General features: G+C 63.9%; 14 protein-coding genes. 6 read left to right on the top strand and 8 right to left on the bottom strand.

Annotated elements, in window-relative coordinates:
* The first annotated feature begins 136 nt into the window (after positions 1-136).
* Positions 137-481, top strand: coding sequence for a YggL family protein (locus tag P0Y43_RS17375; RefSeq protein ID WP_275638504.1), 345 nt, complete (start codon positions 137-139; stop codon positions 479-481).
* A 7-nt stretch (positions 482-488) separates the two neighbouring features.
* Here P0Y43_RS17375 and P0Y43_RS17370 read toward each other — a convergent pair whose 3' ends face one another.
* The 6 genes from P0Y43_RS17370 to P0Y43_RS17345 form a co-directional block, all read right to left on the bottom strand.
* Positions 489-4,046, bottom strand: a complete 3,558-nt coding sequence (locus P0Y43_RS17370) for an ATP-binding protein (protein WP_275638503.1) — start codon at positions 4,044-4,046, stop codon at positions 489-491.
* Positions 4,047-4,093: 47 nt separating this feature from the next.
* Positions 4,094-4,714 (bottom strand): response regulator transcription factor, encoded by a 621-nt coding sequence (locus P0Y43_RS17365; RefSeq protein ID WP_275638502.1) that lies wholly within the window; start codon positions 4,712-4,714, stop codon positions 4,094-4,096.
* Between the two features lie 279 nt (positions 4,715-4,993).
* On the bottom strand, positions 4,994-6,325 hold the full coding sequence (locus P0Y43_RS17360; RefSeq protein WP_275638501.1) for a deoxyguanosinetriphosphate triphosphohydrolase: 1,332 nt from the start codon (positions 6,323-6,325) through the stop codon (positions 4,994-4,996).
* Positions 6,326-6,400: 75 nt separating this feature from the next.
* Complete coding sequence (locus tag P0Y43_RS17355; RefSeq protein ID WP_275638500.1) at positions 6,401-6,730, bottom strand: hypothetical protein; 330 nt, start codon at positions 6,728-6,730, stop codon at positions 6,401-6,403.
* Positions 6,727-7,095: a phage holin family protein gene (locus P0Y43_RS17350; RefSeq protein WP_275638499.1), complete on the bottom strand. Its 369-nt coding sequence runs from the start codon at positions 7,093-7,095 to the stop codon at positions 6,727-6,729. The genes P0Y43_RS17355 and P0Y43_RS17350 overlap by 4 nt, the downstream gene beginning before the upstream one ends.
* Before the next feature lie 8 nt (positions 7,096-7,103).
* On the bottom strand, positions 7,104-7,418 hold the full coding sequence (locus tag P0Y43_RS17345; RefSeq protein ID WP_275638498.1) for a DUF883 family protein: 315 nt from the start codon (positions 7,416-7,418) through the stop codon (positions 7,104-7,106).
* Positions 7,419-7,720: 302 nt separating this feature from the next.
* Between P0Y43_RS17345 and P0Y43_RS17340 the strand changes: the two genes are divergently transcribed.
* The 5 genes from P0Y43_RS17340 to P0Y43_RS17320 all read left to right on the top strand — a co-directional run bounded on the left by P0Y43_RS17340 (position 7,721) and on the right by P0Y43_RS17320 (position 11,061).
* Entirely contained in the window at positions 7,721-8,929 is a 1,209-nt protein-coding gene (locus P0Y43_RS17340; protein ID WP_275638497.1) for an ammonium transporter, read from the top strand.
* Between the two features lie 68 nt (positions 8,930-8,997).
* The gene (locus P0Y43_RS17335; protein WP_275638496.1) at positions 8,998-9,234 is read left to right on the top strand and encodes a glutaredoxin family protein; all 237 of its coding nucleotides are present in this window, start codon (positions 8,998-9,000) and stop codon (positions 9,232-9,234) included.
* Positions 9,235-9,329: 95 nt separating this feature from the next.
* Positions 9,330-9,761 carry a D-Ala-D-Ala carboxypeptidase family metallohydrolase gene (locus P0Y43_RS17330; protein ID WP_275638495.1) on the top strand — a complete coding sequence of 144 codons (432 nt, stop codon included), beginning with the start codon at positions 9,330-9,332 and terminating at the stop codon, positions 9,759-9,761.
* A gap of 59 nt (positions 9,762-9,820) precedes the next feature.
* Positions 9,821-10,129, top strand: a complete 309-nt coding sequence (locus P0Y43_RS17325) for a transcriptional regulator (RefSeq protein ID WP_275638494.1) — start codon at positions 9,821-9,823, stop codon at positions 10,127-10,129.
* Positions 10,130-10,176: 47 nt separating this feature from the next.
* Positions 10,177-11,061 carry a pseudouridine synthase gene (locus tag P0Y43_RS17320; RefSeq protein ID WP_275638493.1) on the top strand — a complete coding sequence of 295 codons (885 nt, stop codon included), beginning with the start codon at positions 10,177-10,179 and terminating at the stop codon, positions 11,059-11,061.
* 101 nt (positions 11,062-11,162) lie between these two features.
* Here P0Y43_RS17320 and P0Y43_RS17315 read toward each other — a convergent pair whose 3' ends face one another.
* Together P0Y43_RS17315 and P0Y43_RS17310 are read right to left on the bottom strand one after the other, a co-directional pair.
* Positions 11,163-12,728, bottom strand: coding sequence for a methyl-accepting chemotaxis protein (locus P0Y43_RS17315; RefSeq protein WP_275638492.1), 1,566 nt, complete (start codon positions 12,726-12,728; stop codon positions 11,163-11,165).
* A gap of 195 nt (positions 12,729-12,923) precedes the next feature.
* Positions 12,924-13,700 carry a CPBP family intramembrane glutamic endopeptidase gene (locus P0Y43_RS17310; protein WP_275638491.1) on the bottom strand — a complete coding sequence of 259 codons (777 nt, stop codon included), beginning with the start codon at positions 13,698-13,700 and terminating at the stop codon, positions 12,924-12,926.
* Positions 13,701-13,737 lie beyond the last annotated feature (37 nt).

The following is a 13,737-nucleotide window of genomic DNA, read 5'->3' as shown; positions in this document are numbered from 1 at the left end:
AGTGATAACCCCTGAACGAAATATAGTGCGCATTATGCCCCAAGCGTGCGTGGCATGGGCATGTTCGACGGAAAAGCGCCGCGGCGCCGTGGAAACTGGTAAAGTGCCGCGCGTAATTACTCAAGAGGATTGTTTCATGGCCACCAACCGTTCCCGTCGTCTGCGCAAGAAGCTGTGCGTGGACGAATTCCAGGAGCTGGGTTTCGAACTGAACCTGGACTTCAAGGAAGACCTGTCCGATGAGGCCATCGACGCCTTCCTCGACGCCTTCCTGGCAGAAGCCATGGACGCCAACGGCCTGGACTATGTCGGCGGTGACGATTTCGGCCTGGTCTGCCTGGCCAAGCGTGGCTCGGTCAGCGAAGAGCAGCGTGCCACCGTCGAAGCCTGGCTCAAGGGCCGCAGCGAACTGACCAAGATCGAAGTCAGCCCACTGCTGGACGCCTGGTACCCGGACAAGCCGATCAACTCGGTTTCCTGATCCTGCGTCACCGAGCCCTGGCTGGTCGGCTGAGCTGACCAGCCAGGGCTTTCTCCATGCGGCGCATCTGCCGCGCCAGGGTTTGCCGTCGCAGCTTCAGCTGGGCCAGCGGCACTTCACTTTCCTCAAGAGCCTTGCAGGCTATTGCCATCTCCCGAGCCTCCAGCATGTGGGCAACGCTGAGGATCTTGTGCGCCTGCGTGCGAATACCCGTCGCATCGTCTCGCGGGTTCAGGGCCATCAGTATTGCCAGGTCCTGTCTCAGGCTCAGGTGCAGGGCGGCCAGCATGCGTTGATGATCCTCGGGGTTGCTGCCGACGATGGCGGTGAGGTTGCCAGGGCATGAATGTCGACGGCGGGGCCGTTTGCATGGCGCTACTCCCGTGAGGTGCTGCCCTAGCGTGCGCAAAGTGATGGGTTTGAGCAAGCAGTCGTCCATGCCTGCGTTCAGGCAGCGCTGGTGTACCTCGGGTTGGGCATTGGCGGTGTAGCCGAGAAGGGTGCAGCGCGGACGGCCGAGCCGATGTTCCTCGGCGCGCACGGTTTCGGCCAGTTGATAACCGTTCATGCGCGGCATGTTGCAGTCGACGATCAACACGTCGAATTGGCCGCTGCGCCATTTTTCTAGACCTTCCTGGCCGTCGCGGGCGCAATCGTGACGAAGGCCGAGGAAACCGAGTTGTTGTGTCATCAACAGCAGGTTGGCGGGGTGGTCGTCGACCACCAGCACCTCAAGCTCGGTATCCGGCGCCTCGACCACCTTGACCTCGGGGGGCGGCGTCAGCTCGGTGACGCGTTGCAGCGGCAGGTGCATGCGCACCTGGGTGCCGACGCCCTGCAGGCTCTTGAGCAGCAACTGCCCACCCATCATTTCGCACAGGGTATGGCTGATGGCCAAGCCCAGGCCGGTGCCCGCGCGCGCGCCCTCGCTGTGGGGGTTGGCCTGGACGAACGGATTGAACAGCTCTTGCAGGTCGTCCTCATGGATGCCGATACCACTGTCGCGCACCTCCAGGTCGAGGCTTGGCGGTGTGTCCTCCAGCACCCGCGCGTTGATGCGCACATGGCCGTGCTCGGTGAACTTGATCGCGTTGCTGACCAGGTTCGACAACACCTGTTTCAAGCGCAGTGGGTCAAGCAGGGCGTGGCAGCGCGCTGAGGGATCGATGGCCACTTCCAGAGTCAGGCCTTTTTGCCGTGCCTGGCCGTCGAACACCCGTTGCACCGCTTCGATGAGCTCACCGAGGTCGACCGGTTCCGGGGTCAGTGACAGGTGGCCGGACTCGATCCGCACGATGTCGAGGATATCGCCGATCAACCCCAGCAAGTCCTTGGCAGAATGGTAGGCGACATCGATGGCGGGCCGGTCCAGTTGCCCATCGTCGGCACGGCGCAGGGCCAGTTCCAGCATGCCAATCACGGCGTTCATCGGGGTGCGGATCTCATGGCTGATGGTAGCCAGGAAGGTGCTCTTGGCACGGTTGGCATCGTCGGCCTGCTGTTTGGCCAGGCTCAGCTCCTGGATCAGCTTGCGGCGGTCGCTGATGTCGATCCAGCCGCCGATGATGCCTTGGACTTCACCCAGCGAGTCACGGTAGGGCAGGATCCAGTGGTAGATGGTCAATTCCCGGTTCTTCAGGCGCAGGGGGCGATCGACGATCAGGGGCTGTCCGACGGCCATTACCTGCAGGTAGTCGGCATGGATCTGCTGGGTGTAGTCGCAACTGCTGAACAGGGTTTCCTGCAGGCGCTTGCCCATGACCTCGTCGGCGCTGGCGTCCACGGCTTCGAGGTAGCTGTCGTTGCAGCTTTGCAGGCAGCCCTCGCGGTCGCGCACGTACATGGGGTGCGGCGTGCCATTGAGCAGCGCGCGCATGAACGCCAATTGGTCGTTCAAGGCCCGCTCTGCCGTGCGCCGCTGACGGATCTGCCGGCGCAGGTAGGCATTCCAGGTCAGGGCCAGTGCCAGCAGCAGGCCGATGCCCAGCACCATGTAGACCACCAGTCGTTGGTATTCACGCCAAGGGCTGCCGTCGTGGGCGGTGTAGTCACGCCAACGGCTATTGATGACCCCAAGCTCCGAGGGCGAAATGCTCAGCAAGGCCTTGTCGAGTATCGACGCCAGTTCGGTCAGGCGGCCAGCGCTGGCGATGGAGTAGGTGGCGGGTTCGCTGCCGACGGTGCTGCGGATCACCAGGTCGCTGTTGGCCGCCAGGGCGTGGTTGGCATCGATCAGGGTGGTGATTGCCGCGTCCACGGCGCCACTGCCCAGTAGCGCCATGGAGTAGAAAGTGCTGTCGGTTTCCACCGTGCGCAGGTGCGGTTGAGCCTGGGTCAGCGCATCGAACAGAGGCGTGTTGCGGGTCATGGCGACGCGGCGTCCCTGCAGCGTTTCCAGCGAGGAGGGTTGGCGTTCGCCGCTGCGGGTCACCAGCACGTAAGGGCTTTCGAGGTAGGGGCGGCTGATCATCAGGTTGCCACTGGCTTCGTCGTTGCTGGAGAGTGCGGCGATCAGGTCGGCACGGCCGTCCTTGATTCGCGCGACCAGGTCATCGGTATCGGTGGCGCGTTGTACCGTGAAGTGCAGGCCGGTACGCAGGCGGATCAACTCAAGCAGGTCGGCGGTGATCCCGCGGAAGCGCCCGGCATTGTCGAAAAACGACAGGGGGGCGGCGCTGTCGCTGACGGCCACCCGCAGGGTCGTGTTTTGCCGCAGCCATTGCTCCTCGCGTGGGGAAAACTGCAGCTTGCGATCATTCAGCAGCAGTTCGCTGCCCGCGCTCCAGCGCTTGAAGATGGTGGTATCGACGGTATGGGGCTGGCGCTCGAGGACGGCATTGACCAGCCCCATCAGCAACGTGTCCTGGTGGCGCAGGGCGAAGCTGAACCCGACTGCCTCGTGTTTGCCGAAATTGGCCATGCGCAACCCCGGCAGGTGGCTGCGGTTGAGTTGGAAGAGGGTTGAGATGGTGTCGCCGATGAACACGTCGGCTTGGCCGAAGGCCACGGCGTTCAGGGCCTGACTGGTAGAGTTGAAGCTGCGCAGGTCGGCGTTGGGGTAGTCGGAGCGGATCTCATCGACGGGCAAGTAGTGGTAGAGCATGCTCAGGCGCATGCCGCCGAGGCCCCCGTCCAGCAAACGGTTGTCATCCTCGCGGGTAACCAGCACCGGACGGTCGACGGCATACGGACGCGACAGGGCCAGGCCGCGCACCGCCGCTTCGTAGCCATTGGCACTGCCCAGCAGGTCGATGCGACCGGCCTTGAGCGCCTCGACCGCTTCCTGACGACTGGGGAAGCGCAGGACCTTGACCGGCAGGCCCAGGGCTTCGCCGATCAGTGCGGCATATTCGGCGGTCAGGCCTTGATATTCCCCGCCGTTGGTGATGTCGAACGGCGGGTTGTCGGGGGCTGAAGTTCCTAGCACCAGTTGGCGCTGATGGGTGAGCCATTGCCGTTGTTCAGGCGTCAGCGATGGGGGCGTGATGGTGGTCGTGGCGCGCTTGAGCAACGGGTAGGGAATGGCGTTGGCAGGCGCCGCAGAGGCCCCAGGGGTGATTAGCATACTAAGTAGAAATGCCGCGCAACGGAAATACCAACCCATGGGCGACCTCAGACAAGTGCGTTGCGCTTGGCCACTTCGATCAGCTCGACCAAGGTGTTGGCCTGCAATTTCTGCATCAGGCGTTTCTTATAAGTACTGACGGTCTTGTTGCTGAGGAACATGCCCTTGGCGATTTCCTTGTTGCTTCTCCCCTGCGCGAAAAGTTGCAGGACCATCAACTCTCGGTCATTGACCTGACGGAAGAGTTCCATGTCTTCATCGTCGATGTGTTGGCAAGCATTGAATGCCTGGCTGGGGAAGTAGTTGTAACCGGAAAGTACCGCCTTGATAGCGCTGAGCAGCTCGCTCAAGTCTTCTTGCTTGCAAACGAAGCCGGCGGCGCCCGAATGCATGCAGCGCACGGCGAACAGCGCGGGAGACTGGGCGGTCAGGACCAGCACCTTCAGCGGTAGCGCCATGGTCTGGAAGCGTGACAGTACCTCCAGACCATCGAGCTTGGGAATGCTGATGTCGAGGATCACCAGGTCGGGACGGCTTTCGCGGATCATTTGCATGGCATCGACGCCGTTGTCCGATTCGCCGACGATCTTGTAATGCTGGTTTTCCAGCAACATGCGAACGGCCAGGCGGATGACCGGATGGTCGTCGACGATAAATACTGAGTGCATATGGAACTTCCCTGCGGCATGGTCGGAGGCAGGTGCACCTTATCTCAGTTGCCATCCTGCGGGCACGGAAGGTGAGGCTGTAAAAGGGATATGGGAAAATGCCTACAGGCAAAAGATAGAGTGGCTACAAATGTTTATGGTCGTGATGATCTGTCAATTTTTAGTTGGTAACTTTTTATTGGGATTTTTATCTTTTTGTTTATGTGTTGACTGTTGCTGTAGGAACTTTCTTAGAGAGAAAACCCAAGGGCGGGGCAACACCCCGCCATCGCCTGTCTGTCAGGTCGGGCTGGAGCGTCCGGTCATCTCCCTGGCCATTTCGCTGGCGTAGCTGTCGGTCATGCCGGCGATGAAGTCGATCATGCGCAGGAACGCAGTGTGCAGTGAATCGTGCGGGTCCGGGGCATGGTTGCCGATCAGGTCGAGGATGCGTCGGCTCTTGAACGACGGTGTGCGCCCGCCGTGTTGTTCCAGTGCGGCGCCGCAGAAGGCGGTGAGGAGGATCTCCAGCGTGGTGTAGGCACCAATCTCGTGCAGGGTCTTGCGCTTGTCCTGGAAGATCTTCTTGCGCGCCATGTCCTTGGCTTGCAGCACGCAGCGTTTGGCCGGGCCATGCATGTGCTCCACCAGGTCTCCCGTCAGGCGCCCGGCCAGCAGGGCCTGCTGTTGCTCGACGAAAGCGCGAGCGGCGGCGTTGGTGAGGTGCTCGATGGCCTTGCCGCGAAGGATCGCCAGCTTGCGTCGGCGTGACTCGCCTGGGCCGAGCTGACGGTAGGTTTCCGGCAGGTCGTCGCCGACCAGGTCGAGCAGCAACGCCTCGACCTCGCTGTAGTGCAGCAGGTCCATCTCCAAGCCGTCTTCCAGGTCGATCAGGGCGTAGCAGATGTCGTCCGCGGCCTCCATCAGGTACACCAATGGATGGCGTGCCCAGCGCTGCGCTTCCAACTGCGGCAGGCCGAGCTTGCGGGCGATCTGCTCCAGCAAGGGCAACTCGCTCTGGTAGCAGCCAAACTTGTGTTTCTTGTAGCCCAGGGCGTCGGCATGGCGGGCGCTCCAGGGGTATTTGAGGTAGGTGCCGAGCGTGGCGTAGGTGAGCCGGGTACCGCCGTCGAACTGGTGGTATTCCAGCTGGGTCAGCACACGGAAGCCCTGGGCGTTGCCCTCGAAATTGAGGAAGTCGGTGCGCTCGTCGTCGCTCATGTCGTCCAACCAGCCGCGCCCGGCGGCCTGCTGGAACCAGTAGCGGATGGCGTCCTCGCCGGAGTGGCCGAACGGCGGGTTGCCGATGTCATGAGCCAGGCAAGCCGATTGCACGATCATCCCCAGGTCACTGGGTTCGCACCAATCCGGCAGGCTGGCGCGCAAGGTCTCGCCTACGCGCATGCCCAGCGAGCGGCCGACGCAGCTGACTTCCAGCGAGTGGGTCAGGCGGGTATGGATGTGATCGTTGCTCGATACCGGGTGTACCTGGGTCTTGCGCCCCAGGCGGCGGAAGGCGCCGGAAAAGATGATGCGGTCGTGATCCTTGTGGAAGGGGCTGCGCCCCAGCTCCTCGGGGCTGTAGAGGGCTTTGCCCAGGCGTTCGCGGGTCAGCAGGGTGTGCCAGTCCAAGGCTTGATCTCCCGTCAGGTGGTGGCCATAGCTTCCCGTGTCGGGCGCGCCCACGCAAGCGGGGCGCGCGACGGTTCAAGGGCGTCGGCCATTCTGCAGGAACAGGCGCACCAGGGGTGCCAGGCTGGTACCCAGGCGCAGCAGGCGAGCCAGGTTGCCGCTGCGTACGCCCTTGCCGGTGAGAAAGCCCAACGCGACGACCGCGCCGATGCCCCACAACGGTGCATGCTTGATGCCCAGGCCGTCGTTGAGCGACGAGCCCATGCCGCGCAGGCGCGTGACCGGTTCCAGCAAGCGTGCCGATTCCTGGCGGATTTCCTGGCGGTGCATCTCCAGGCGCAAGCGCAGCAGCGCCTTGCGCAGCTCGCGTGGGTTACGGGTGTTTGGCAGTTCAGGCAGGCTCATGGCAACAGGCGCTCCCGATCCTTGGCCAGTTCTTCGAGGGTCGCGCTGAATGGCGAGGACTCGTCGAACACCGCCGCCTTCAAGCGCAGCCCGCAATACAGCGCCGCGACGCCGTAGAACACGCAAAGGCCGATGATGCCGGCCAGGCGGTAGCTATCCCACAGCAGCACCAGCAACAGCCCCGACAGTGCGGTCAGCAGCAGCAAGGCGAACACCAGGGCCAACCCCGCGAACAACAACAGCCTCAGCGTGCGGCCTTTCTGTTCCTGCAGCTCGATGCCGAACAGTTCGATATGGCTGTGCAGCATGCCGAGCACGGCAGCGCCCAGGCGTTTGCCCGAGGCGCCGATGGCATCGTTTTCCATGAGCGACCTCAGCGCCGATTGGCCAGCAGGCCGATCAGCAGGCCCACGCCGGCGGCGATGCCGATCGCTTGCCAGGGGTTCTCCTGCACGTATTGCTCGGCGCTGCCCAGGGCTGCCTGGCCACGTTCGCGCACCGAGTCCTGGGTCAGTTGCAGGGTTTCGCGGGCTTGCACGAGGCGGTCGTGGATCTGGCCGCGCAGTTCATCGGCCTGGTCCCCGGCCAGGTTGGCGGTATCGGCGAGCAGCTTCTCGGTGTCGCGTACCAAGGCCTGGAAGTCAGCCATCAATATCTCTTGTGCAGTCTTTGCCGATTTGCTGGCCATGGGCCTCTCCCTGTGAGTGTGTGTGGCTATTTCGAGTGATGGGCGTTGCGGAAGGTTCAGTGCAAGGTCGCTGGTACGGCCCTTGCTACTTGCCGGGGCGTAGACGCCCTGGCCTGCGCCGATTTCGTGCAGGGCCTTGGCAGATACCGATAAACCTTAACCCAATCCATGACAAACCCAAGAAAAAACGCTCACCGTCGCCCTTGTTCACCGGGACAGGACGACAGGAAAGCACCGAACAGGTGCGTGGGCACTGCTTTTTGAACTGTCCTGGTGCACTTTTCAGCAGGTCTGCCCATTCCATGGAAAACACGCAAAGCGCGATGGACGCTCTCGTCCACGGCTCCAACACCCTGTTCATCCTCATGGGGGCCATTCTGGTCCTGGCCATGCACGCCGGCTTCGCCTTCCTGGAGGTCGGCACCGTACGGCACAAGAACCAGGTCAACGCCCTGTGCAAGATCCTCAGCGACTTTGCGGTCTCGGCGCTGGTGTACTTCTTCATCGGCTACTGGGTCGCCTATGGCGTGAACTTCCTCCAGCCGGCCACGGTACTGGCCGCCGACCACGGCTACGCGCTGGTCAAGTGCTTCTTCCTGCTGACGTTCGCCGCGGCGATCCCGGCGATCATCTCCGGCGGTATCGCCGAGCGCGCGCGGTTCGCTCCGCAACTGTGCGCCACGGCGTTGATCGTGGCGTTCGTCTACCCGTTCTTCGAAGGCTTGGTATGGAACGGAAACTTTGGCCTGCAAGGCTGGCTGCAGGCGCGTTTTGGCGCGCCGTTCCATGATTTCGCCGGCTCCGTGGTGGTGCACGCCATGGGCGGCTGGCTGGCGCTGGCGGCGGTGCTGCTGCTCGGCGAGCGCCGCGGGCGCTACCGCGAGGGCCGGTTGGTGGCGTTCGCACCGTCGAGCATCCCGTTCCTGGCGCTGGGCTCGTGGATCCTGATTATCGGCTGGTTCGGTTTCAACGTCATGAGCGCCCAGACCCTGCAAGGGGTTAGCGGGCTGGTGGCGATCAACTCGCTGATGGCGATGGTCGGTGGGACCCTGGCGGCCCTGGCGGTGGGGCGCAACGACCCGGGCTTCCTGCACAACGGCCCGTTGGCTGGGTTGGTGGCGGTTTGCGCGGGCTCCGACCTGATGCACCCGATCGGTGCGTTGGCCACCGGATTGGTGGCCGGGGCGCTGTTCGTCTGGTGCTTCACCGCCTCGCAGAACCGCTGGAAAATCGATGACGTGCTCGGTGTCTGGCCGCTGCACGGCCTCTGCGGGGTGTGGGGTGGTATCGCCTGTGGCGTCTTTGGTCAGGCCGCGCTGGGCGGGCTGGGCGGCGTCAGCTTGGTCAGCCAGTTGCTCGGTAGCCTGGCCGGTGTGCTGGTGGCGCTGGCCGGCGGTTTCGCCGTGTACGGGCTGGTCAAGGCGCTGCATGGGCTGCGGCTGAGCCATGAGCAGGAGTTCCAAGGGGCCGACCTGTCGGTGCATCGCATCGGTTCCACCAGCCAGGACTGACCGACAGATGCGTGGTATCCGGCGTGGACCTAGAATGAGCACTTCTGGAGCTGACGCGGGAATTGTCCATGCTGCCTGAATGCCAACTGTTCGGCACCTTGGGGTGCCACCTGTGCGAAGTCGCCGAGGCCATGCTGATGCCCTTCGTCGAGCACGGCCTGCTGGTGGAACTGGTCGACATCGCTGACAGTGAAGCGCTGTTCGAGCGCTATGGGCTGAGCATCCCGGTGCTGCGCCGCTGCGACAACGGTGCCGAACTGGCCTGGCCGTTCGAGGCCGAGCAGGTGGTGGCGTTCCTCCGTTGAGGGGCTTTCCCTCAGCCTACGCACGGGGTGCCTGGTCGATGATGTGGGGCCGGTCTTGACGGACCGGGCCCGTTCACTCGCCAGGAGCTCTTTCCATGCACCTCACACCGCATTTCACACTCGAAGAAATGACCGCCTCGCAGTTGGCTGCGCGCGACGGCCTGGACAACCACCCTGACGCGACCGCTCAGGCCAACCTGGTGCTGGTGTGCCAGGCCCTCGAACAGGTGCGCAGCTTGGTGGGCGCACCGATTCTGGTGAGCAGCGGCTATCGCTGCCCCGAGGTCAACCGCCGGGTTGGCGGCTCGCCCGACAGCGCCCATCAGCGCGGCCTGGCCGCGGACTTCTCGGCGGTGGGCCTGACCCCGCGCGAACTGGCGCGGCGCATCGACGCCAGCCCCTTGATGTTCGACCAGCTGATCCTCGAGTTCGACCGCTGGGTGCACCTGGCCGTCTCGGTCGATGCGCCACGGCGCCAGACCCTGACGGTGCGGCGGGGCACCGGCTACCTGCCGGGTATCTGTTGATTGACGGCGGCCGAAGCCACTCCGTATGCTGTATATGGATACAGTATTCGAGGTGAGCGATGCTCAATGTCGAGCAATTGAAGTACAGCATCAACCGCATGGCACCCGCGCAGGTGCTCGACGCCGTGGTGGAACTGCGCCTTGAAGGCCTGGTCACGGACGAGCGCACGCCGTTCGGCAAAGTCCACTTCAATACCTGCTTCGCCGAGATCGAAGCGCTGTTCCAGCGTGCCGGCTATCACCGGCCGCTGGACGTGGTTGGCTACCAAGGGCTGGTCTACGCCCTCTACGACCCCAGTCGCTGGGACGCGGTGCAGGTGTTGCGCTGGCTCAAGGCGCGTAGCGAGATGGCTTCCGAGGCTGGTTGACCTGTCAGGCATCGGGGATAATGCCCCCTTTGATACCCGAGCCCGCCATGACCACGCCTTTCGATCCCGCTCATCAGCAAGCCAGCACGGTCTGCCTGCCGCCCGGCAACTGGGCGACGGTGCTCGATTGCCTGTGCGATTACTTCAAGGCCGTGGGCCGAGAGCAGTGGCTCGATCGCTTCGCCCGCGGGCGGGTGCTCGATGCCCAGGGCCAGCCGGTCGTGGCGGGGCTGGCGTATCGACGGGGCATGCGCCTGCATTACTTTCGCGAGGTGCCGGACGAGAAGCCGATCCCGGTGCATGAAGCGATCCGGCACATCGACGAGCACCTGGTGGTGGCCGACAAACCGCATTTCCTGCCGGTAACACCCACTGGCGAATATGTCGAGCAAACCCTGCTGCGCCGCCTCATCCGTCGTTTGGACAACCCGCATCTGGTGCCGCTGCACCGCATCGACCGGCACACGGCGGGCCTGGTGCTGTTTTCCGCCAACCCGCAGAGCCGCGGCGCTTACCAGCGGCTGTTCCCCGAGCGGCGTATCGACAAGCGTTACCAGGCCATCGCCGCTGCGCTGCCGGAGCGGGCATTTCCGCTGGTGCACAAGAGCCGGCTCGAACATGGCGAGCCGTTCTTCCGCATGCACGAGGTGGAAGGGGCCGCCAACAGCGAGACCCTGGCGCAGGTGCTGGAGACCAACGGTGAGCTGTGGCGCTATGGGCTGTCGCCGGTGACCGGCAAGACCCACCAGTTGCGGGTGCACATGGCCGCGTTGGGGGCAGGGATCTGCAACGATCCGTTCTACCCGGTGCTGCGTGACCAACAGGACGATTACACGCGGCCGTTGAAGTTGCTGGCGCAGAGTTTGCGCTTCAGCGACCCGCTTACGGGGGAGGAGCGGTACTTCGAGAGTCGATTGCAACTGGAGTGGTGAACGAGGGGAGTCCATCGCGGGGCATGCCCGCTCCTACAAGGACCGCATCGTTTTCATGAGCGGCCCGGTGTTGGTAGGAGCGGGCTTGCCCCGCGATGCGTTCAGCGGTTGAACCGCTCCACCAGCGAGTACTGGGTGCCGGCCGTGCTCGTCAGCTCCTCGCTGAGCTGCGCCGAGTGCTGGGCCTGTTCGGCGGTCTGGTCGGCCAGGTCGGCGATGGTGCTGATATTGCGGCTGATCTCGTCGGCCACCGCGGTCTGTTCCTCGGTGGCGGCGGCGATCTGCGTGGCCATGTCGGTGATGTGCGCCACGGCCTCGCTGATACCCACCAGTGCCTGGTCGGCCTGCATCACCCGCTCGACGCCTTCCTGGGCTTGGCGATGGCCGGTTTCCATGGTCTGCACCGCGTTGTTGGCGGTCTGTTGCAGCTTGGCGATCAAGGTGTGGATCTGCCCAGTGGACTCGGCGGTGCGCTGGGCCAGTTGGCGGACTTCATCGGCGACCACGGCAAAGCCACGGCCCATCTCGCCGGCACGGGCCGCTTCGATGGCGGCGTTGAGCGCCAGCAGGTTGGTTTGGTCGGCAATGCCCTTGATCACGTCGACCACGCCGCCGATCTCGTCGCTGTCCTTGGCCAGCTGGGTGACGGTCTGCCCGGTCTGGCCGACCGCGGTGGACAAGCGCGAGATGGCCTCGCGGGTTTCCCCGGCGATCTGCCGGCCTTCGCTGGTCAGGCGGTTGGCTTCCTGGGTAGCGTCGGCGGTGCGCTGCACGTGGTTGGCCACTTCCTGGGTGGTGGCCGCCATCTGGTTGACTGCGGCGGCTACCTGCTCGGTCTCCACGCGCTGGCGCTCCAGGCCCGAGGAGCTCTTGTGCGCTAGTTCATCGGACTGGCGCGCCTGCTCGCTCAGGTGTTCGGCGCTATCCTGCAGACGGGTCAGGCAGGTCTTCAGGCGCGATTCCTGGCTGAGCATGGCCATTTCCAGGCGTGCCTGCACGCCACGGCTGTCGGTGAACATCTGCGCGATCAGCGGGTCGGAGGTGGTCTGTTCAGCCAGGCGCAGCAGGCGCTTGAGGCCGCGCTGCTGCCAGCTCAGGCCGAGCAGGCCCAACGGTACCGAGAGGGCGGCGGCCAGGGCAAAGCCCCAGGAGTGGCCTAGCCAGTTGCCGATCAGGAAGCCGACCTGGCTGATCAGGATGAACGGCAGCCAGTCTTGCAGCACCGGCAGCCATTTATCGCGACGCGGCACTGCGGGCTTGCCCTGGTTGAGGCGCTGGTACAAGGCTTCGGCGCGGCGGATCTGCTCGGCGGTTGGCTTGACCCGCACCGACTCGAAGCCGACGACCTGGTTATTTTCGAAGATCGGGGTGACGTAGGCGTTGACCCAGTAATGGTCGCCCGACTTGCAGCGGTTCTTGACGATGCCCATCCAAGGCTGGCCCTGCTTGAGGGTTTGCCACATGTGGGCGAACACTGCCGATGGCACGTCAGGGTGGCGCACCAGGTTGTGCGGCGCGCCGTTCAGCTCCTCGCGGGAGAAGCCGCTGATCTCGATGAAGGCATCGTTGCAATAGGTGATCACGCCTTTGGCGTTGGTCGTGGAGATCAACCGCTGCTGGGCAGGGAAAGTCCGTTCTCTCTGGGTAATCGGTTGGTTGTTACGCATTGGCTGCTCAATCCGCAAGGCTTTCGACAGGTATCGGCAAGCCCCTGCTTTTATTGAATGAATATTTAAATGTGCTTGACCTGGCGCAAGGCGCACCCCGCCTCCATGCACTAGGCGCGCGCTTGTTCGAGTGTTTTGCCGTCAATGTTTCAGTTTTCAAGCGATTATGACGGCAGGCCCATGATGGCCGTTTGTTCAGGAGGGGGACAGCATCGGATAGGTGAACGCAGCGAAATGCATCAGGTTGACCAGGAAGTGGCACAGCACCGCAGCGGCCAAACCGCCGTGGCGGTAGGCCAGGCCGTAGCCAATGCCGGCCAGGCTGGCCAGGTAGAACCACTGCCAGCCTGCGTCCAGGTGGGCCAGCCCAAACAGCAGGGCGGCCGCCACTAGCGCCAGGCCTGGGTGGCCGAACAGGCGTTGCAGGCCGCCCTGTATGTAGCCGCGGAACAGCAGCTCCTCGGTCAGGCTGACCAGCAGCAGGTTATTGAGCATCCACAGCCAGGACTGTTCCGGCCATTTCGGTGCCCAGGCCACCATGCCCAGCGACCAGGCTCCTCCCAGGCAGGCGAGCAGCGTCAGCGGCAGGATCAGCCCCAGGCGCGTCAGCCCACCGCGACGGGACAAGACCAGCAGCCACGGGCAGGCCAGCAGCAGCCAGAAGCCAATAAGCGGCTTGTCGAGATTCAGGTACATCGTGAAGGGTACGGCGCCTTCGCTGAACACGGCCTTGTCGATCACCTTGGCGCCCTGGAAACCGGGCAGCCAGTGCTGGGTCAGGGCGAGGGCCAGGACGATGAACGAGGCGTGGCCCAGTGCCTGCTGCCAGCGGGGTTGGTGGCGCACCAGCAGGCCGGCGACGAGCAGGGCGAAGAAGGCGGGGAGGGTGGTCGGGGCCAGGCTGCCATGGGCGAGGGCCAGCAGGTATCCGAGCGTGAGCAGGAGCAGGGTGATCCAGTGGGGGCGGGACATTGGCATTCCATTCGGCAGACGGTCCGCCGGGATTCTA

Origin of the sequence: Pseudomonas entomophila, from assembly GCF_029193575.1 — a bacterium.
In the GTDB taxonomy this organism is placed as follows: domain Bacteria; phylum Pseudomonadota; class Gammaproteobacteria; order Pseudomonadales; family Pseudomonadaceae; genus Aquipseudomonas; species Aquipseudomonas entomophila_G.
This window is presented reverse-complemented; position numbering and strand designations above follow the sequence as displayed.